The organism is Streptomyces daliensis (genome assembly GCF_054782395.1).
Genome location: NZ_BAAGSO010000017.1, coordinates 1 through 17058, shown reverse-complemented (window position 1 = coordinate 17058; position 17058 = coordinate 1). Strand labels below are relative to the sequence as shown.

The following is a 17058-nucleotide window of genomic DNA, read 5'->3' as shown; positions in this document are numbered from 1 at the left end:
TCTCGGTTTCGGCCTGTGGCCGTGTGGGATTGCTGTGTGCTGGGGGTCGGCGCCGCGCCGGGGTGTCTCCTCGGCGTGAAGGTCTCGCGTTCGACTCTCGGCCGGTGACTCGCTCGACCTGCGGGGACACCCCACCACGTCCCCTCCCGCCCGGTGGCCAACCTCCGGCCGGTGCCCCCTCCGCTTGTCCCCACGCTGTGCACCGGCGCCTCGTCGGCACCGATGCGCCCGCCCCGTGTCGCGCCGCACGGGCCCACCCTTGTCGTGGGCACAACCCGTGCCACCGGCCCGCGCCCGCGCGACGAGACCCCAAGGGGCACCGGGGGTTGCGCCCCCTGCGAAGGGGGTGTTGCGCGGGACGGTCGCCCCGTGAAGGGGGCATCGACACGTCCCGCGCTGAGGTTGTGCCCCGTCACGCAGGGGCCGGGCGGGCAGGGCCCGTCAGACCTCCTTGGCCCGCTGGAAGAACTCGTCGAACGAGAGCACGCCGTCCGCGTTGGCATCCCGCGTCTTGAGGATCGCCTCGGCCAACCCGACCGTGTAGTGCCGGTCCCCCAGCTCCACCATGGCCTGCTGAAACTCCACCGCGGTGACGAACCCGTCGCCGTCCCGGTCGAACTTCTCGAACGTCTTGCGTGCGGCGTCAATGTCGGCCACGGAACTGTCCCTCCCGATGATCGGATATCCGGCCCGCACAGCGTAGAGAAGCTCGCCCACCACCCCGTACACGGGCCTCGGGCTACAGCAAAAGGCCCCCGCCTGCTTCGCAGCAGGTCAGGGGCCTCTTGGCTTCCTGTGGCGGCGCCAGGATTCGAACCTGGGAAGGCTGAGCCGGCAGATTTACAGTCTGCTCCCTTTGGCCGCTCGGGCACACCGCCTGGGATTGTCGCCTGGGCGCCGCTCGGGGGCGGTGCTCTGTGGCAACGGTGTAAACCATACCCGATGACCGGGGGTGGTTCGCCACTCGGTTGATCAGCGGTGGATGAGGGGGCGGGTGGCTAGGCTTGCTGCGCGGCCCGCGCGCGGGCCGCTTCCCTGACGGATCTACGCACGAGGAGCCAACTCACCATGGCCGACTCCAGTTTCGACATCGTCTCGAAGGTCGAGCGGCAGGAGGTCGACAACGCGCTCAACCAGGCCGCCAAGGAGATCGCGCAGCGCTACGACTTCAAGGGCGTGGGCGCCTCGATCGAGTGGTCGGGCGAGAAGATCGAGATGCGCGCCAACTCCGAGGAGCGCGTGAAGGCCGTCCTCGACATCTTCCAGTCCAAGCTGGTCAAGCGCGGGATCTCCCTGAAGGCGCTGGACACGGGCGAGCCGCAGTCGTCCGGCAAGGAGTACAAGATCTTCGGGTCCCTGAAGGAGGGGATCTCCCAGGACGACGCCAAGAAGGTGGCGAAGATCATCCGCGACGAGGGCCCCAAGGGCGTGAAGGCCCAGGTCCAGGGCGACGAGCTGCGGGTGTCCTCCAAGAGCCGTGACCACCTCCAGGACGTCATCAGCCTGCTGAAGGGCAAGGACTTCGACTTCGCCCTCCAGTTCGTCAACTACCGCTGAGCGGTCGCTGAGCCTCCGCGCCCTCCGCGCCCTCACCGGGCGACGGCCGGACGCCGGAACCGTCCCCGGGGGCGCCGGCAGGGGCACCGGTACGGGTGCCGGAACGGGCCGTTTCCGGCACCCGCCCCCGCACCCGTCCCCGCCCCAGCGCCCGCACGCTGGCCAGCGCGGCCCCCACCAGCACCACAACCGCGACGAGCGCCGCGCCCCGCATCCCGTGCGTGAACGCCTCGCGCGCCGCGCCGAGCACCGCCTCCCCCGTACGCCCGTGCAGCCGCTCCGCGACGGCCGCGGCGCCGCCGAGCGTCTCGCGGGCCGCCTCGGCCGCCCGCGCGGGGAGGCCGGCGGGCAGGGAGCCGTCGAGGTCGCGACGGTAGAGCGCCGCGCCGACGCTGCCGAGCAGGGCCATGCCCAGGGCCCCGCCGAACTCCTGCCCCGTCTCCAGTACGGAGCTGGCCGAGCCGGCGCGTCGCGGCGGGACCGCGCCCAGCGCGAGGTCGGTGAGCTGCGACATCACCGTGACGATGCCGCAGGCCAGCACCCCCGCGCCGACGAGCACCGTCACCAGGGAATCCGTGCCGCACAGCCCGAGCACCCCGAATCCGGCCGCCGCGACGAGGAACCCTCCGCACACCACGCGGGCGCGGTCGGCGCCCCGCTGGACGAGGGTGGTGGCGACGGGGGCCGCGGCGCCGATGGCCACGGACGGGGCCAGGCTCCACAGCGCCGCCTCCAGGGCTCCCATGCCGAGCACGGACTGGAGGTATTGCGTCGTGAAGTAGGCCGAGCCCATCATCGCGAAGGCGGCAACGAGGTTGAGGACGACCGCTGACGCGTAGCCGCGCTCGCGGAACAGGTCCGGGCTGATCATCGGGGCCGCACGGGTGCGCTGACGTCGCACGAAGGCCGCCGCGAAGCCGAGCCCCGCGAGGACGGCGAGCCCTGAGACGCCGTCGGGGCCGTGCTCGGCGGCGCGCTTCAGGCCGTAGATCACGGGCAGTACGGCGGCCATCGACAGCGGGACGCTCAGCAGGTCGAACCGCCCGGGCTCCGGGTCCCTGGACTCCGGTATGAGCACCGGGGCGAGGGCCAGCAGGAGCAGCATCGCGGGGACGTTGACGAGGAAGACCGACCCCCACCAGAAGTGCTCCACCAGCACCCCGCTCAGCACCGAGCCCAGCGCGACGCCGCCCGTCATCACCGCGGACCAGACGCCGATGGCGGCGGCGCGCTGGCGTGCGTCGAGGAAGAGGTTGCGTACGAGCGCCAGGGTCGAGGGCATCAGCGTGGCGCCGCCGATGCCGAGCAGGGCGCGTGCGGCGATCAGCAGCTCGGCACTGGTCGCGTACGCGGCGGTCACGGAGGCCGCCCCGAAGGCGGCGGCCCCGAGCAGCAGCAGTCTGCGGCGGCCGATGCGGTCGCCCAGTGAACCCATCGTGATCAGTAGTCCGGCGAGGACGAACGCGTAGATGTCGAAGATCCACAGTTGCTGCGCCGCGCTGGGCGCGAGGTCGGCGCTGATGGCGGGGACGGCGAAGTAGAGGACGGAGACGTCCATGGAGACCAGGAGCAGCGGCAGCATCAGCACGCCAAGCGCCGTCCACTCGCGCCGCCCGGCGCGCGGCGGCATCGGGGGCGGGAGCGGGGGCGACGGCTGTAACGGCGACCGCGAGGGATCGGAGGGAGGCGTCGGAGAGGTTGGCATGGCGCGAATATACGGGCGTCTTAAACGCTTGTCTAGGACGCTTGTATAAGACGTACGTACGTCTGGGACGGCCGTACAGCGCACCGATACAGTCGTGCGCATGGGACATCGCGAGGATCTGCTGGACGGCGCCAAGCGCTGCCTGCTGGAGAAGGGGTACGCGCGCACCACCGCGCGGGACATCGTGAAGGCGTCCGGAACGAATCTCGCCTCGATCGGCTATCACTACGGTTCCAAGGACGCGCTGATGCGCGAGGCGCTCTTCGCGGCCGTTGGCGACTGGGGCGACGACGTCCAGGAGGCGCTGGAGAAGGAGGTCTCCCCCGACGCCCCCTTGGCGGAGCGCTTCGAGGCGGGCTGGTCCAAGGCCACGGCGCTCTTCGAGCGGCATCAGCGCCTCTGGTCGGCGAACCTGGAGGCGGTGCTGAGCGCGGACGACGACCCGGAGCTGCGCGCGGCCTTCGCCCGGGTACTGCCCGAGGCCCGTGCGGGGCTCGTGTCCCTCTTCAACGGGAAGCCTCAGGACGAGGTGACCGAGGACGAGGCCCGCGTCTACGGGGGCTTCTACCACGCGCTGGTCGCCGGACTCGTCGTCCAGAAGGCCCTCGCCCCGGAGTACGCGCTGCCCGGCCATGAGTTGATCGAGGCCATGCGGCGGATCGTCACGGACGCGGACGCGGGTACGGATACGGGGACGGAGACCGCGGAAGACGCGGAAGACACGGCTCAGTCGGGAACGTAACGGCCTCGTTCATGAACCGCCTCAGTCATGAACGGTTTTGATCATGAACGGTGGGCGCGTGGGAGGCTTACGCACATGAAGCTGCTCGACTTGATCCTCAACCTGCTGTGGCTCGTCTTCTGCGGAATCTGGATGGCGATCGGCTACGTCATCGCGGGCGTCATCTGCTGCGTCCTGATCATCACGATCCCGTTCGGCGTGGCCTCGTTCCGGATCGCGGGCTACGTGCTGTGGCCGTTCGGCCGTACGACGGTGGAGCACCCTGGAGCCGGGGCGCCGTCGTTCGTCGGGAACGTGATCTGGACCGTCTTCGCGGGCTGGTGGCTGGCCCTCGGGCACCTGCTCACCAGCATCCCGCTGTTCGTCTCGATCATCGGCATCCCCTTCGGCTGGGCGAACCTCAAGCTGATCCCGATCTCGCTGATGCCGCTGGGCAGGGACGTCGTCCCGAGCGACCAGCGCTTCGGCGCGAGGTGACGTTCATGCCATAGCGGGCGGCGCACTCACTGGCTCCGGCCCGCCATCCTCTCCAGCCTGGCCACCCGCTCGTTCATGGGCGGGTGGGTGGAGAAGAGCTTGGAGAGGCCCTCGCCGCGCCGGAACGGGTTCGCGATCATCATGTGGCTCGCCGTCTCCAGCCGGGGCTCGGGCGGCAGCGGCAGCTGCTTGGTCCCGGCGTCCAGCTTGCGCAGCGCCGAGGCCAGGGCCAGCGGATCGCCGGTGAGCTGCGCGCCGGAGGCGTCGGCCTCGTACTCGCGGGAGCGGGAGACGGCGAGCTGGATCAGGGACGCGGCCAGCGGGCCCAGGATCATGATCAGCAGCATGCCGAACAGGCCGGGCCCGTCATCGTCGTCCGAGCGGCCGAAGGGGATCAGCCAGGCGAAGTTGACCAGGAACATCACGACGGAGGCGAGGGCTCCGGCGACCGACGAGATGAGGATGTCCCGGTTGTAGACATGGCTCAGCTCGTGCCCGATGACCCCGCGCAGCTCGCGCGCGTCGAGCAGGCGCAGGATGCCGTCGGTGCAGCACACGGCCGCGTTACGGGGGTTGCGGCCGGTGGCGAACGCGTTCGGCGCCTGCGTCGGCGAGATGTAGAGACGCGGCATGGGCTGCCGCGCCGCCGTGGACAGCTCACGGACCATGCGGTACAGCTCCGGCGCCTCGAACTCGCTGACGGGACGGGCCCGCATGGCGCGGAGCGCGAGTTTGTCGCTGTTCCAGTACGCATAGGCGTTGGTGCCCAGTGCGACGAGCAGCGCGACGACCAGTCCCGCACGGCCGAAGAAGCTGCCGATGACGATGATGAGAGCGGACAGTCCCCCGAGGAGTAGGGCTGTCCTCAGCCCGTTGTGCCGGCGGTGCACGGTACGCCCTCCAGGTGGTGCAGCAGGGGAACCCTGAGCCAGGTGGATGTTCCACCTTCCAGTGGACCCTCACGTACAGACCAACGCGAACCGGAGGTGGTGGGTTCCCGCGGCACGGCCGGGGCGGCCGGGGCGGGGCCCGGCCGCTACAGCGCACGGCGCCACAGCGCTACAGCAGGCCGCCCGAGGCGAACCGCAGGACGAGCTGCGGGGCGCCGGAGAGGGCGAGCGCCAGGACGGCCGTGAGGGCGATGCTCACGGCGAGGGGGGCGCTCACGGCGAGCCGCGCGTGGGCCGCGGCGTCCGCCCGTACGGCGGTCGCGGTGGCGGTGGCGGTGGCGGTGGCCGTAGCGGCGGCGCCGGACTCCTGACCTGGCTCCGGTCCGGCCTCCGGCTCGTACGCCACGCCGGGCTCCCGCTCCGGGGCGCGGAAGAGCACCGCCGTCCAGCGCAGGTAGTAGTAGAGCGCGATCACGACGTTCACCGCCATGACGACGGCGAGCCAGCCCAGGCCCGCGTCCACGGCGGAGCGGAAGACGGTGACCTTCGCGAAGAGGCCGATGACGCCCGGGGGCAGCCCCGCGAGGCAGAGCAGGAAGAAGCCCATCGCGAGGGCCGTGAGGGGGCTGCGGGCGTAGAGGCCGCGGTAGTCGGTGAGGCGGTTGGCCGCGGTGTCGCGGGCCACGTCCAGGCCGTCCGGGTCCGGAGCCGGGTCCGGGCCCGGACCCGCGCCCCCGGGCTTCGCCGTGCCGGGTCGGCCGAGGACGGCGGCGACGGCGAAGGCGCCGAGGTTCACGACGGCGTACATCAGCGCGTAGGCGACCGTGGCGCCCACGGCCTCGCCCGGCTCGTCGACGTAGGCCGCGGCGGCGATCGGCACCAGGAGGTAGCCCGCCTGCCCGACCGAGGACCAGGCGAGGAGGCGGACGGCGCTGTACGTGCGGTCGACGCGCTGGCGCAGCGCGGCGACGTTGCCGACGGTCATGGTGAGCGCGGCCAGCACGGCGAGCGCGGGGCCCCAGACGTCGCCGTAGGAGGGGAAGGCGACGACGGTGACGAGGATCAGCCCGGAGAGGCCGGCGGCCTTGCCGACGACGGAGAGGTAGGCGGCGACGGGCAGGGGCGCGCCCACGTACGTCTCGGGGACCCAGAAGTGGAAGGGGACCGCCGCTGTCTTGAAGGCGAAGCCGACGAGGGTGAGCGCGACGCCGACGGTCGCCAGGGTGCTCAGCCTGGGATCAGCGTCCGGTAGGGCCTCGGCCACGGTACCGAGGTGGAGGCTGCCTGCTGCCGCGTAGACGAAGCTGACGCCGAGCAGCATGACGGCCGTCGCGGTGACGGAGGACAGGAAGAACTTCAGCGCCGCCTCGGAGGAGAGCCGTTCGCCGCGACGCAGCCCGACCAGCGCGAACGCCGGGAGCGAGGCCACTTCGAGCGCGATCACGAGGGTGGCCAGATCGCGCGAGGCGGGCAGCAGCGCGGCCCCGGCGGCGGAGGACAGCAGCAGGAACCAGAACTCGCCCGGGGGCAGTTCGCTGTCCCGTACGGAGGACATCGACAGCAGACCGACGACGAACGCGGCCCCCAGGACGAGGAACTGCACCACGAGGGTGAACCGGTCGGCCACGTAGCTGCACGCGGCGGGGTCGGTGGTCAGGCAGAACGTCGCGCGCTCGTCACCGCCGACGAGCGGCAGCAGCGCCAGCGCCGACAGCGCGAGCCCCGCGACGGCGGCCCAGCCGAGCAGCGGTTTGCGGCTCTCGCGCAGGAAGAGGTCGGCGACCAGGACGGCGAGGCCCACCACGGCGGCGACGGTCGGCGGTGCGATGGCGACCCAGTCGACGGACTGGACGGCGCCTGCGGCGGTGGTGACGGTGGTCATCGGGTCACTCCTGGCAGGAGGTTCTGCACGGCCGGTTCGGTGAGCCCGAGCAGCACCGCGGGCCACAGTCCGGCGAGGACGGTGAGGGCGACGAGGGGGGTCCAGGCGGCGAACTCGTACGGGCGCACGTCGGGCACGGGTGTGGGCGTGGATGCGGTGCCTGGGCCGGGCTCGGGGCCGGTGCCGGACCCGGGTTCGGGGGCCCCGGTCTCCGCGTCGGACCCGACCTCGGCGCGCACGGCGGGCGCGGCGAGCGCGGCGAGCGCGCCCACGGCGACGCGCTCCGGTTCACGCGTCGCACCGTCCGCCGGGCCCGCCGCGCCCGCCTGGCCGTACGTCGGCGCCTCGTGCGGATCACCCATGCACACGCGCCGCACGACGACGAGCATGTAGGCGGCCGTCAGCAGCGTGCCCAGGGCGCCGACCGCCATGAAGGTGAGGAAGGCGGGGCGGCTGAGCCCGTCGGCCGGGTGGTATGCGCCGAGCAGCGCGAGCATCTCGCCCCAGAAGCCCGCGAGCCCCGGCAGCCCCAGGGAGGCGACGGCCCCGAAGGCGAGGAGGCCGCCGAAGCGGGGCGCGCTCCCGTAGAGTGCCGCGCCCGTCCTGCCGGAGAGCGCGTCCAGGTCGGTGGTGCCGGTGCGGTCCTTGAGGGCGCCGACGAGGAAGAACAGCAGCCCCGTGATGAGGCCGTGCGCGATGTTGGCGAACAGGGCGCCGTTCACACCCGTACGGGTCATGGACGCGATGCCCAGGAGGACGAAGCCCATGTGCCCGACGGAGGAGTACGCGATGAGCCTCTTGAGGTCGCCGCGCGCGCCCCTGCGGGCCAGGGCGAGGCAGGCGAGCGACCCGTAGACGATGCCGACGGCCGCGAACGCGGCCAGGTAGGGCGCGAAGGTCCGCATGCCCTCGGGGGCGACGGGGAGCAGGATACGCACGAACCCGTAGGTGCCCATTTTCAGCAGCACGCCCGCGAGCAGCACCGAACCGGCCGTGGGCGCGGCGGTGTGCGCGTCGGGGAGCCAGCTGTGCAGCGGCCACATCGGGGTCTTGACGGCGAGTCCGGCGCCGATGGCGAGGACGGCCAGGAGCTGGGTGGTGTGGCCCAGTCCGCGGCCGTTGTCAGAGGCGAGTGCCACCATGTCGAAGGTGCCGCCGCGAAGGCCGATGAGCAGCAGCCCGAGCAGCATCACGACGGAGCCGAGCAGCGTGTAGAGGATGAACTTCCAGGCAGCGCGTGCCTTGTCCCCGCCGCCCCAGCGGGCGATGAGGAAGTACATCGGGATGAGCACCATCTCGAAGGCCAGGAAGAACAGCATCAGATCGAGGACGGCGAAGGTGGCGAGGGTGCCGGACTCCAGGACGAGGATCAGCGCGACGAACGCCTTCGGGGACGGGCCCGCGGGCATCTTGCGGTAGCTGTAGAGCGCGCAGAGGAAGGTCAGCAGCGCGGTCATCACGAGGAGCGGGAGGGAGACGCCGTCGATGCCGAGGTGGAGACGGATACCGAGCGACGGGATCCAGGCGACGTCGGACTCGGCCTGCATGGCCGCCGGATGGCCGTGGTCGAAGCCGAGCGCGAGCACCACCGTCGCGGCCAGCACGGCCCCTGTGACGGTGACGCCGTGGCGGAGCACGGCCTGATCCGGGCCGCTGCCCCGCAGCCCCGGAGGCGCGGGCAGCAGCGCGGCGGCGGCGCCGAGCAGCGGCAGCACGAGGACGGCGGCGAGGAGAAGCTGCATGACGGTGTTGCTGAGGGAGAGCACGCTCACGCTCCTCCGGTTCCGGTGGCGACGAGGACCGCGGCCAGGGCGAGGACGAGGGAGCCCGCGAGCAGCGCCCCGAGATAGGTCTGCACGTTGCCCGTCTGGGTGCGGCGTACGAGCGCGCCCAGGAGGCGCGGCCCGAGTCCCGCTCCGCGCACGTAGGTCTCGACGACGTCGCGGTCGAGGAAGCGCACCAGCCCTGCGGCGGCGAGGGTCGGCCTGACCACCAGCGCGGCGTAGACGGCGTCGAGGTGGAAGCCGTGCACCGCGTGGCGGTGGAGGGGGCCGAGGAGGAGCCGTCCGGGGTCGGCGGGGTCGGGCGCCGAGGCGATGTCGCCGTAGGCGGGTTCGTGGGTGGCGATGGCCTCGGCCTCGGAGAGCGCGGGGTCGGCGTCGGGGTGCGCGGCGACGGCGCCCAGGGCTGTGCGCGCCGCGGCGAGCGCGGTGGTGTGCCGCCAGGCCGCGTAGGTCATGATCCCGCCGACGAGCGCGACGCCCGTTGCCAGCACGGAGGTGGCGAGGGTCGGCGCGAGCGAGTGGCCGTCGAACCAGCCGGGGAGCGCGCCGAAGAGCAGGCCCAGCGCGAGGGAGGGCAGGGCGAGGATCCAGAGGACGACGTTCATGACGACGGGCACCCGGCCGTGTGCGTCCCCGTGCGCGGATGCGGCGTCGGACCCGGGCTCGGCCTCGGACCCGGGCTCGGCCTCGGCCTCGGACCCGGGTTCGGCCTCGGACCCGGGTTCGGGGGCGCCGTTGCCGCGGAAGGCCAGCAGCCACAGCCGGGTCGCGTAGGCGGCGGTGAGGAGCGCGGTGAACATCCCGGCCACGAGGACGACCCAGCCCGCGCCCGCCGGTACGCCGTGCTGCTCGCCGAAGGCCGCGTGCTCGGCGGCGCCGAGCACCGCTTCCTTGGAGAAGAAGCCCGCGAAGGGCGGGACGGCGGCCAGCGCGAGGAGCCCGACGGACATGGTCCAGTAGGCGTCGGGGGCCCGCTTGGCGATGCCTCCCATGCGGGCCATCGCCGCCAGCGAGTTGGTGCCCGCGGCGTGGATGACGACCCCGGCGGCGAGGAAGAGCAGTGCCTTGAACGCGCCGTGGGTGAGGATGTGGAAGACGGCCGCGCCACGGTCGGCGACGGCCAGCGCGGCGGCCACGTAGGCGAGCTGGCCGACGGTCGAGTAGGCGAGGACGCGTTTGATGTCGTCCTGCGCCAGCGCCGCGAGCGCCGAACCGATCATGGTGGCGGCGGCCATCAGCGCCAGCACGACGAGCACGACGGCCGAGGCGGCGAAGACCGGCAGCAGCCGGGCCACGAAGTAGACACCGGCGGCGACCATCGTCGCGGCGTGGATCAGCGCGGACACGGGCGTCGGGCCCGCCATCGCGTCCGGCAGCCAGGTGTGCAGCGGGAACTGCGCCGACTTGCCCGCGACCCCGGCGAGCAGCAGCAGCCCCACCACGGTGGGGTGGGCCAGTTCGAAGCCGGAGAGGGACGAGGCGAGCTTGGCGGTGATCTCGCTGATGCGGAAGGTGCCCGCGTCGGACGCGAGGGCCAGGATGCCGATCAGGAAGGGGACGTCGCCGAGCTTGGTGACCAGGAACGCCTTGAGGGAGGCGGAGCGCGCCGCGCTCGTCTCCCAGTAGTGCCCGACGAGGAAGTACGAGCAGATGCCCATGATCTCCCAGCCGACCAGCAGCACGATGAGGTCGTCGCTGTAGACGACGAGCAGCATCGCGGCGGTGAAGAGGGAGACGAGGGCCGCGTACGAGGCGTAGCGCGGGTCGTCGCGGAGGTACCCGGTGGAGTACACCTGCACGCAGGTGGCGACGACGCCGACGAGCACGGCCACCAGGACCGCGAAGCCGTCCAGGTGCAGGGCCAGTTGGACGGTCAGCGCGTCGTTGCCCGTCGGCGCCAGCTCGGTCGCGGCACGCAGCGCGGTGCCGCCGCCCTGCCGCGCGGCGACGAGGACGGCGAGGACGGCGGCGAGGAGCGTGGGCAGCACGGCGAGGGGCCGTACAAGACCGGGCACGCGCCGCCCGAGGAGGAGTCCGGCGACGGCGCCGAGGAAGGGCAGCAGGGGGACGAGGACGGCGAGGGTCGTGGTGGTCACGCGGTCCGCCTTCCTGCGGTCTTCCCCTGGTCAGAGCGTTTCCCGTCGCCGTCACCGGCTCTGTCGGCGGTGCTGCCTCTGCCGCCGCCACCGTCACTGTCAGTGGCGGGTGTCAGACTTTCCGTATCGTCAGAGCCGCCTGCGGAGACGCCCGCAGCGCCTCCCTCCCGGAGGTCTCTCAGTCTGTCGACGTCGGAGCTGCCGCGGTTGCGGTAGACGAGCAGCACGACGGCGAGACCAATGCCGATCTCGGCGGCGGCGATGGCGATGGTGAAGAGCGTGAGCGCCTGGCCCGCGTGGAGCGTGTCGCGGAGCCAGACGTCGAAGGCGACGAGGTTGAGGTTGACGGCGTTGAGCATCAGCTCGACGGACATCAGCACCAGGATCGCGTTGCGGCGGGCGAGGACGCCGTAGAGACCGGTGCAGAAGAGGAGGACGGCGAGGACGGCGGGATAGGCGAGGTGCATCAGCGCTGGCCCTCCCTGAAGGGGGGTTTGCGGGCGGGGGCGCCGCCGTTCCTGGTGCGGGGTTTCGGCGCGTCGTCCCGGCCGGGGCGGCGGGAGAGGACGATCGCGCCGACGAGCGCCGCGAGGAGGAGGACGGAGAGAGCTTCGAAGGGCAGCACCCAGTGCCGGAAGAGCGCTTCGCCGGTCACCTTGGTGGAGCCCAGCACGGCGGAGTCGAGATCGATCCAGGTCGCACGGAAGGCGTCCACGACCAGCGTGACCAGGGTCGCAGCGGCGGCCACCGCGACGGCCAGCGCGACCCAGCGGTTGCCGGAGTCGGCGTCCGGCGAACGGCCGATGGGCGCCCTGGTGAGCATCAGCCCGAAGAGGAGGAGGACCACGACGGAACCGACGTAGATCAGCACCTGTACCCAGGCGATGAACTCAGCGGTGAGGAGGAGGTATTCGACGGCGACTCCGCCGAGCGCGGCGACGAGCCACAGCGCGGCGTGCACGAGCTGCTTGGTGGTGACGGTGACGACCGCAGCGCCGAGCGTGGCGAGGCCGACGAGGACGAAGACGATCTCGACCCCGGTCGGTGAGAGGAAGCCGGGGTGGGCAGCGGCGGCGGTCACGCGTCGCCCTCCTGCTGGGGCTGCTGGGGCTGCTGGGGCTGGTCCTGGCTCTGGGTCTCGGCGTCGGCGTCGGCCTGCTGGGCCGCGGCGAGTTTGTCCGCCGTCTTGCGGGCGGCGGCGATCTCCTTGGGCTCCTCGGCCGAGGCGTCGAGCGCGGGCGGCTCGGGCACCGTCCACATCCACTCGCGCAGCTTGTCGCGCTCGTGGGTGAGGTTGTGGATGTCCGTCTCGGCGTACTCGAACTCCGGTGACCAGAACAGCGCGTCGAAAGGACAGACCTCGATGCAGATACCGCAGTACATGCACAGCGAGAAGTCGATGGCGAAGCGGTCGAGCACGTTGCGGCTGCGCTCGCGGCCACCGGGCGCGGCCGGGGGCACCGTCTCCTTGTGGGAGTCGATGTAGATGCACCAGTCGGGGCACTCGCGGGCGCACAGCATGCAGACCGTGCAGTTCTCCTCGAACAGGCCGATGACGCCGCGCGTGCGCGGGGGCAGTTCGGGCTGGACGTCGGGATAGTGCTCGGTGACCGACCGGCGGGTCATCGTGCGGAGGGTGACGGCCAGGCCCTTGACGAGCCCGGATCCGGGGAGGGGCATCAGGAGATCACCACCTTGATGACGCCGGTGAGGGCGATCTGGAGGAGGGCGAGCGGCACGAGCACGGTCCAGGCGACGCGCTGGATCTGGTCCTCGCGCAGCCGCGGGTAGCTCACCCGCAGCCAGATGACGCCGAAGGCCAGTACGGCGGTCTTGAGCAGGGTCCACACCCAGCCCAGCTCACCGGACCACGGCCCGTGCCAGCCGCCGAGGAAGAGCACGGTGGTCAGCGCGGACAGGATGACGATGCCCGCGTACTCGGCGAGGAGGAACAGCGCGAAGCGGAGTCCGGTGTACTCCGTGTAGGCACCGAAGATGATCTCGGAGTCGGCGACGGGGGCGTCGAAGGGAGGCCGCTGGAGTTCGGCGAGTCCGGCGACGAAGAAGACCAGGCCGCCGATGATCTGCCACGGCAGCCACCACCACTCCCAGGCGTCCAGGATGCCGGGAAGGGAAAGGGTTCCGGCTGCCATGGCCACGGAGGCGGCGGCGAGCAGCATGGGCAGCTCGTACGCCATGAGCTGCGCGGCGGTGCGGAGACCGCCGAGGAGGGAGAACTTGTTGGCCGAAGCCCAGCCGCCCATGAGCGAGCCGAGCACGCCGACGCCCATCACGGCGAGCACGAAGAAGATCCCCGCGTCCACGGCCTGGAGGACGCCCCCGTCGGGCGCGACGGGGATGGCGACGAGAACGAGGAGGTACGGGATGAGCGCTACGGCGGGGGCCAGCTGGAAGATACGGCGGTCGGCGCCCGTCGGAACGATGTCTTCCTTCTGCGCGAACTTCACGCCGTCGGCGACGAGTTGCGCCCAGCCGTGGAAGCCGCCCGCGTACATCGGGCCGACCCGCCCCTGCATATGGGCCATGACCTTGTGCTCGGTCTGACCCACGAGCAGCGGCAGGACGAGGAACGCGAGCAGCACGGCGAGCAGGCGCCATGCGACGTCGAGCACGTCCATCAGTCGTCGCCCCCTGTCTGCTTCTCCTCGTCCTCACCGGTCCGTCGTCCGGCCCGCCGGTTGTCTTCCGCCTCCGCCTCGGCGGGGCCCGTCGTGTCCGGAGTCGTCTGCTCCGGGGACTCGAAGGCCGGGCGGGCCGTGTGCCAGGGGGCGTCGGAGGAACGGGTGCCCGGCTCGGCGCGTGGCTCCTTCGCGGGCTCCGGGGCCGCCTGCTCGGGGCCGGAGGGCTGATCGGGGGCCTGCCCGGCGGCCCTCTCGGGGGTCGCGCGCTGGCTGGCGGAGCCTGCGGAGGCGGAACGGGTACGGCGCGCCGGGCGCTCAGGGCTGCTCGCGGGCGTCTCCGCCGAGGGTGTTTCTCGCTGGCCTTGCTGGCTGGCGGAGCCCGCTGTGGCCGAACGGGTACGTCGCGCCGGGCGCTCGCCGGACGCGGCGCGGCCCCGCGCGGGGCGCGAGGGTACGGGTGGGAGCTGGCCCTTCAGCGGGCCCCACTCGTTCGGGTCGGGGACGCCGGGAGGGAGCATCTGACGGCGCTTCGGGCCGCCGTGCTCGGACTCGCCCGGCTCCTTCGCGCCCGGCCACGCCTTGGCGACGCGTGCGGCCAGGACGAAGTCCTTGCGCAGGGGGTGCCCCTCGAAGCCGTCGGGGAGCAGCAGGGGTACGAGGTGGGGGTGTCCGGTGAAGCCGAGGCCGAACATCTCGTGGGTCTCGCGCTCGTGCCAGGCCGCGCCCGCGTACACGGCGGTCGCGGTCGGCAGGACCGGTGCCTCGTGAGGGACGGTGGTGCGCAGCACCAGACGGTTGAGTCCCGGCGCCTGTTCCGCCCCCTGTTCCGGTGCCTCCCCCTGTCGCGGGCCGGTCGGCAGGGCGACGACGTGGGCGCAGACGCGGAAGCCGGTGCCCGGTTCGTCGACCGCGCTCAGCCAGTCGAAGTAGGTGCATCCGAGCTGGTCGCGGGCCGTCTCCAGCGCGGGGATCCAGGAGGCGGCGGGGACGTCGACGGTGAGGAGGCCGTACGCCTCCTCCGCGTGCGCGCCCTCGCCGAAGAGCGCGTCGGCGCCACGGGGCAGCCATCCGACGGGTGGGGCGGGCGGAGCGTCGGGCTCCGTTGCCGCACCGGGCTCCGTCGTCGCACCGGGCTCCGTCGTCGCGTCGGCCGCGGGCTCCGCGCCGGTGTCCGGGGCGCCGCCGGTGTCCGGGGCGCCGGGGGCTCCCGGGGTGCTGGGGTCCTGGGCTTCGGTCACCGGCCGCTCTCCTCGGTGCCCTTGTCCGACGCACCCGACGCACCTGGCGCGGACGGCGTACCCGGCGCGGGCGGTGGCGTCACCAGCCCGCTCGTCAGGGCCGCCGCAGAGGGGCGGCCCCCGGACACCGTCGCGCCGTCACCCGTGCCGTCACCGTTACTGGCGGGCCCGTTCCCCGTATCGGGCCCGTACCGGCTGGCCGTCGACTCGGCGGCGATCTTCTCCTGGAGCTTCAGCACGCCCTGGAGCAGCGCCTCGGGCCGGGGCGGGCAGCCCGGGACGTAGACGTCGACGGGGATGATCTGATCGACGCCCTTCGTCACGGAGTACGAGTCCCAGTACGGGCCGCCGCAGTTGGAGCAGGCGCCGAAGGAGATCACGTACTTGGGCTCGGGCATCTGCTCGTAGAGCCGCTTCACGGCCGGGGCCATCTTGTCGGTCACCGTGCCGGAGACCACCATCAGATCCGCCTGCCGCGGGCCCGGCGCGAAGGGGATGACCCCGAGCCGGATGAAGTCGTGACGCGCCATCGAGGCGGCGATGAACTCGATGGCGCAGCAGGCGAGCCCGAAGTTGAAGACCCAGAGGCTGTAGCGGCGGCCCCAGTTGAGGACCACCTTCATCGGCTCGGGAGCCAGCCGGGCCAGGGGTCCCAGCGTGCGCGGGGAGGGCTCGGGCAGGTCCGTCGTCCTTACGTCCATTCCAGGACGCCCTTCTTCCATGCGTACAGCAGGCCCACGGTGAGGAAGCCGAGGAAGATGAACATCTCCACCAGCGTGACACCGCCGAACCCAGGTGCGGCGAAGACCGTCGCCCACGGGAACAGGAAGATCGAGTCGACGGCGAAGATGACGTAGAGGAAGGCGTAGACGTAGTAGCGGACCTGCGTGTGCGCCCATCCCTCGCCGACCGGGTCCACGCCGCACTCGTACGTGAGCAGTTTCTCCGGCGTCGGCACCACGGGCCGCAGCAGTCGCCCGGCCCCGAAGGCCACGGCGACGAACAGCACCCCGACGACCGCGACCAGCCCGACGACCGAGTAGCCGTGGAAGTAGTCCGGCACGTCCGCCCGTCCTCACTCGCTCGCTGTGGTGGTGGTGTGTCGTGTTCGACGATCTGTACGCACGGGAGTCTAGGCCCTGCGGGCCCTTGGCGAACCGGCGCGTCACCCACGGCCGCGCCGACCCGTGAGGCACCACCCGCCACCTGAAGCACCCACGGCACACCCGCCCCGCCCCCACCACGCGCCCCGCCCGCCCGGCACCGTCACCGGCCCCGGCACCACGCCGCCCGCCCAGGCGAAACGGCGCCCCGCTACCCGCGCCCTGGTGGGGTTATCCCTACTCGCACGCACCTCCGCACCCCATGGCGCACCCCCGCGCCGCCCGACAGTCTTGTGAGCATGACCGCGAGCCCCTTCCCCTCCCCCCGTGGCGACGCCACCCGCGACGACCGGCTGCCGCTGCCCCCTCCCCGGGCCCCGCTCCACGCGCAGACCTGGCGGGAGATCGCCCATCTGCTGTCCAACCTGCCGGTCGACGTGCTCGGTTTTGTCTACATCGCGGTCTCCATCTACGCCAGCGTGCTGCTCTCGGTGACGGTCGTCGGGCTGCCGCTCCTCGCCCTGTCCCTGCTCGGCTGCCGCCAACTGGGCAAGGCGGAACGGGCCCGCGCCCGTGCGCTGCTCGGGGTGCGCGTCGAGGAGCCGAGTCCGCTGCGCGCGTGGCGGCACGGCTTCTTCCCGTGGCTGTGGGCGCGGCTGAAGGACTCGGTCGCGTGGCGGCACGCGCTCTACTTCTTCATCAGGCTGCCGTGGGGCTGGTTCACGATGGCGCTCACCCTCGTCTCCCTCTTCGTCGGCTGGCCCGTGCTCCCGTGGCTGGCGCGCGGGCTGACCAACGTCGACCGGGCCATGGTGCGCGCGCTGCTCTCGCCGTCCGACGAGATGGAGCGGCGCGTCGCCGAGCTGGAGGCGGACAGGGGGGTGGTCGTGGACACGGCCGCCGCCGACCTGCGCCGCATCGAACGCGACCTCCACGACGGCG

Annotated in this window: 17 protein-coding genes and 1 tRNA gene; 4 read left to right on the top strand and 14 right to left on the bottom strand. The window is 72.3% G+C overall.

The genetic code is table 11. From position 1 onward, the window contains the following. Window positions 1–441 precede the first annotated feature (441 nt). On the bottom strand, window positions 442–657 hold the full coding sequence (locus ACYVOO_RS04940; protein WP_453346821.1) for an EF-hand domain-containing protein: 216 nt from the start codon (window positions 655–657) through the stop codon (window positions 442–444). 139 nt (window positions 658–796) lie between these two features. Then, window positions 797–878 (bottom strand) — tRNA-Tyr (locus tag ACYVOO_RS04935). A 190-nt stretch (window positions 879–1068) separates the two neighbouring features. On the opposite strand from ACYVOO_RS04935, the gene ACYVOO_RS04930 reads away from it, so the two are divergent. After that, window positions 1069–1557: a YajQ family cyclic di-GMP-binding protein gene (locus ACYVOO_RS04930; RefSeq protein WP_453346822.1), complete on the top strand. Its 489-nt coding sequence runs from the start codon at window positions 1069–1071 to the stop codon at window positions 1555–1557. Here the strand turns inward: ACYVOO_RS04930 and ACYVOO_RS04925 are convergent. After that, entirely contained in the window at window positions 1544–3187 is a 1644-nt protein-coding gene (locus ACYVOO_RS04925) for an MFS transporter (RefSeq protein WP_461014426.1), read from the bottom strand. The two genes, ACYVOO_RS04930 and ACYVOO_RS04925, sit on opposite strands and share 14 nt — an antisense overlap. A gap of 175 nt (window positions 3188–3362) precedes the next feature. Between ACYVOO_RS04925 and ACYVOO_RS04920 the strand changes: the two genes are divergently transcribed. Continuing rightward, entirely contained in the window at window positions 3363–4004 is a 642-nt protein-coding gene (locus ACYVOO_RS04920; RefSeq protein ID WP_461014409.1) for a TetR/AcrR family transcriptional regulator, read from the top strand. Window positions 4005–4079: 75 nt separating this feature from the next. Further along, window positions 4080–4481, top strand: a complete 402-nt coding sequence (locus ACYVOO_RS04915; protein WP_461014408.1) for a YccF domain-containing protein — start codon at window positions 4080–4082, stop codon at window positions 4479–4481. Window positions 4482–4507: 26 nt separating this feature from the next. Here the strand turns inward: ACYVOO_RS04915 and htpX are convergent, their stop codons facing one another. From htpX to ACYVOO_RS04860, 11 genes are all read right to left on the bottom strand, one after another. Further along, window positions 4508–5371, bottom strand: coding sequence for a zinc metalloprotease HtpX (gene htpX / locus ACYVOO_RS04910; protein ID WP_461014407.1), 864 nt, complete (start codon window positions 5369–5371; stop codon window positions 4508–4510). Between the two features lie 169 nt (window positions 5372–5540). After that, window positions 5541–7253: an NADH-quinone oxidoreductase subunit N gene (locus ACYVOO_RS04905; protein WP_461014406.1), complete on the bottom strand. Its 1713-nt coding sequence runs from the start codon at window positions 7251–7253 to the stop codon at window positions 5541–5543. Next, window positions 7250–8995, bottom strand: coding sequence for a complex I subunit 4 family protein (locus ACYVOO_RS04900; RefSeq protein ID WP_461014425.1), 1746 nt, complete (start codon window positions 8993–8995; stop codon window positions 7250–7252). The genes ACYVOO_RS04905 and ACYVOO_RS04900 overlap by 4 nt, the downstream gene beginning before the upstream one ends. Window positions 8996–9021: 26 nt before the next feature. After that, window positions 9022–11133, bottom strand: a complete 2112-nt coding sequence (locus ACYVOO_RS04895) for an NADH-quinone oxidoreductase subunit 5 family protein (protein WP_461014405.1) — start codon at window positions 11131–11133, stop codon at window positions 9022–9024. Continuing rightward, window positions 11130–11600, bottom strand: coding sequence for an NADH-quinone oxidoreductase subunit NuoK (gene nuoK / locus ACYVOO_RS04890; protein WP_461014404.1), 471 nt, complete (start codon window positions 11598–11600; stop codon window positions 11130–11132). The genes ACYVOO_RS04895 and nuoK overlap by 4 nt, the downstream gene beginning before the upstream one ends. Continuing rightward, complete coding sequence (locus tag ACYVOO_RS04885) at window positions 11600–12214, bottom strand: NADH-quinone oxidoreductase subunit J family protein (protein ID WP_461014403.1); 615 nt, start codon at window positions 12212–12214, stop codon at window positions 11600–11602. The genes nuoK and ACYVOO_RS04885 overlap by 1 nt, the downstream gene beginning before the upstream one ends. Next, entirely contained in the window at window positions 12211–12816 is a 606-nt protein-coding gene (locus ACYVOO_RS04880; RefSeq protein WP_461014424.1) for a NuoI/complex I 23 kDa subunit family protein, read from the bottom strand. Before ACYVOO_RS04880 ends, ACYVOO_RS04885 begins: the two co-directional genes overlap by 4 nt. Next, on the bottom strand, window positions 12813–13775 hold the full coding sequence (locus tag ACYVOO_RS04875) for a complex I subunit 1/NuoH family protein (protein WP_461014423.1): 963 nt from the start codon (window positions 13773–13775) through the stop codon (window positions 12813–12815). The genes ACYVOO_RS04880 and ACYVOO_RS04875 overlap by 4 nt, the downstream gene beginning before the upstream one ends. After that, the gene (locus ACYVOO_RS04870) at window positions 13772–15013 is read right to left on the bottom strand and encodes an NADH-quinone oxidoreductase subunit C (RefSeq protein WP_461014402.1); all 1242 of its coding nucleotides are present in this window, start codon (window positions 15011–15013) and stop codon (window positions 13772–13774) included. Before ACYVOO_RS04870 ends, ACYVOO_RS04875 begins: the two co-directional genes overlap by 4 nt. Further along, complete coding sequence (locus ACYVOO_RS04865) at window positions 15010–15714, bottom strand: NADH-quinone oxidoreductase subunit B (protein ID WP_461014401.1); 705 nt, start codon at window positions 15712–15714, stop codon at window positions 15010–15012. The genes ACYVOO_RS04870 and ACYVOO_RS04865 overlap by 4 nt, the downstream gene beginning before the upstream one ends. Then, window positions 15705–16076 (bottom strand): NADH-quinone oxidoreductase subunit A, encoded by a 372-nt coding sequence (locus ACYVOO_RS04860; RefSeq protein WP_453346832.1) that lies wholly within the window; start codon window positions 16074–16076, stop codon window positions 15705–15707. The genes ACYVOO_RS04865 and ACYVOO_RS04860 overlap by 10 nt, the downstream gene beginning before the upstream one ends. Window positions 16077–16415: 339 nt before the next feature. Here ACYVOO_RS04860 and ACYVOO_RS04855 point away from each other — a divergent pair. Continuing rightward, on the top strand, window positions 16416–17058 hold a 643-nt coding region (locus ACYVOO_RS04855; protein WP_461014400.1), incomplete at its 3' end, for a sensor domain-containing protein.

Bases quoted from the DNA above. Each gene is read 5' to 3' on its own strand.
- ACYVOO_RS04925 (WP_461014426.1), bottom strand. From the start codon at position 3,187: ATGCCGCCGCGCGCCGGGCGGCGCGAGTGGACGGCGCTTGGCGTGCTG.
- ACYVOO_RS04905 (WP_461014406.1), bottom strand. From the start codon at position 7,253: ATGACCACCGTCACCACCGCCGCAGGCGCCGTCCAGTCCGTCGACTGG.
- ACYVOO_RS04865 (WP_461014401.1), bottom strand. From the start codon at position 15,714: ATGGACGTAAGGACGACGGACCTGCCCGAGCCCTCCCCGCGCACGCTG.
- ACYVOO_RS04930 (WP_453346822.1), top strand. From the start codon at position 1,069: ATGGCCGACTCCAGTTTCGACATCGTCTCGAAGGTCGAGCGGCAGGAG.
- nuoK (WP_461014404.1), bottom strand. From the start codon at position 11,600: ATGCACCTCGCCTATCCCGCCGTCCTCGCCGTCCTCCTCTTCTGCACC.
- ACYVOO_RS04915 (WP_461014408.1), top strand. From the start codon at position 4,080: ATGAAGCTGCTCGACTTGATCCTCAACCTGCTGTGGCTCGTCTTCTGC.
- ACYVOO_RS04900 (WP_461014425.1), bottom strand. From the start codon at position 8,995: ATGCAGCTTCTCCTCGCCGCCGTCCTCGTGCTGCCGCTGCTCGGCGCC.
- ACYVOO_RS04920 (WP_461014409.1), top strand. From the start codon at position 3,363: ATGGGACATCGCGAGGATCTGCTGGACGGCGCCAAGCGCTGCCTGCTG.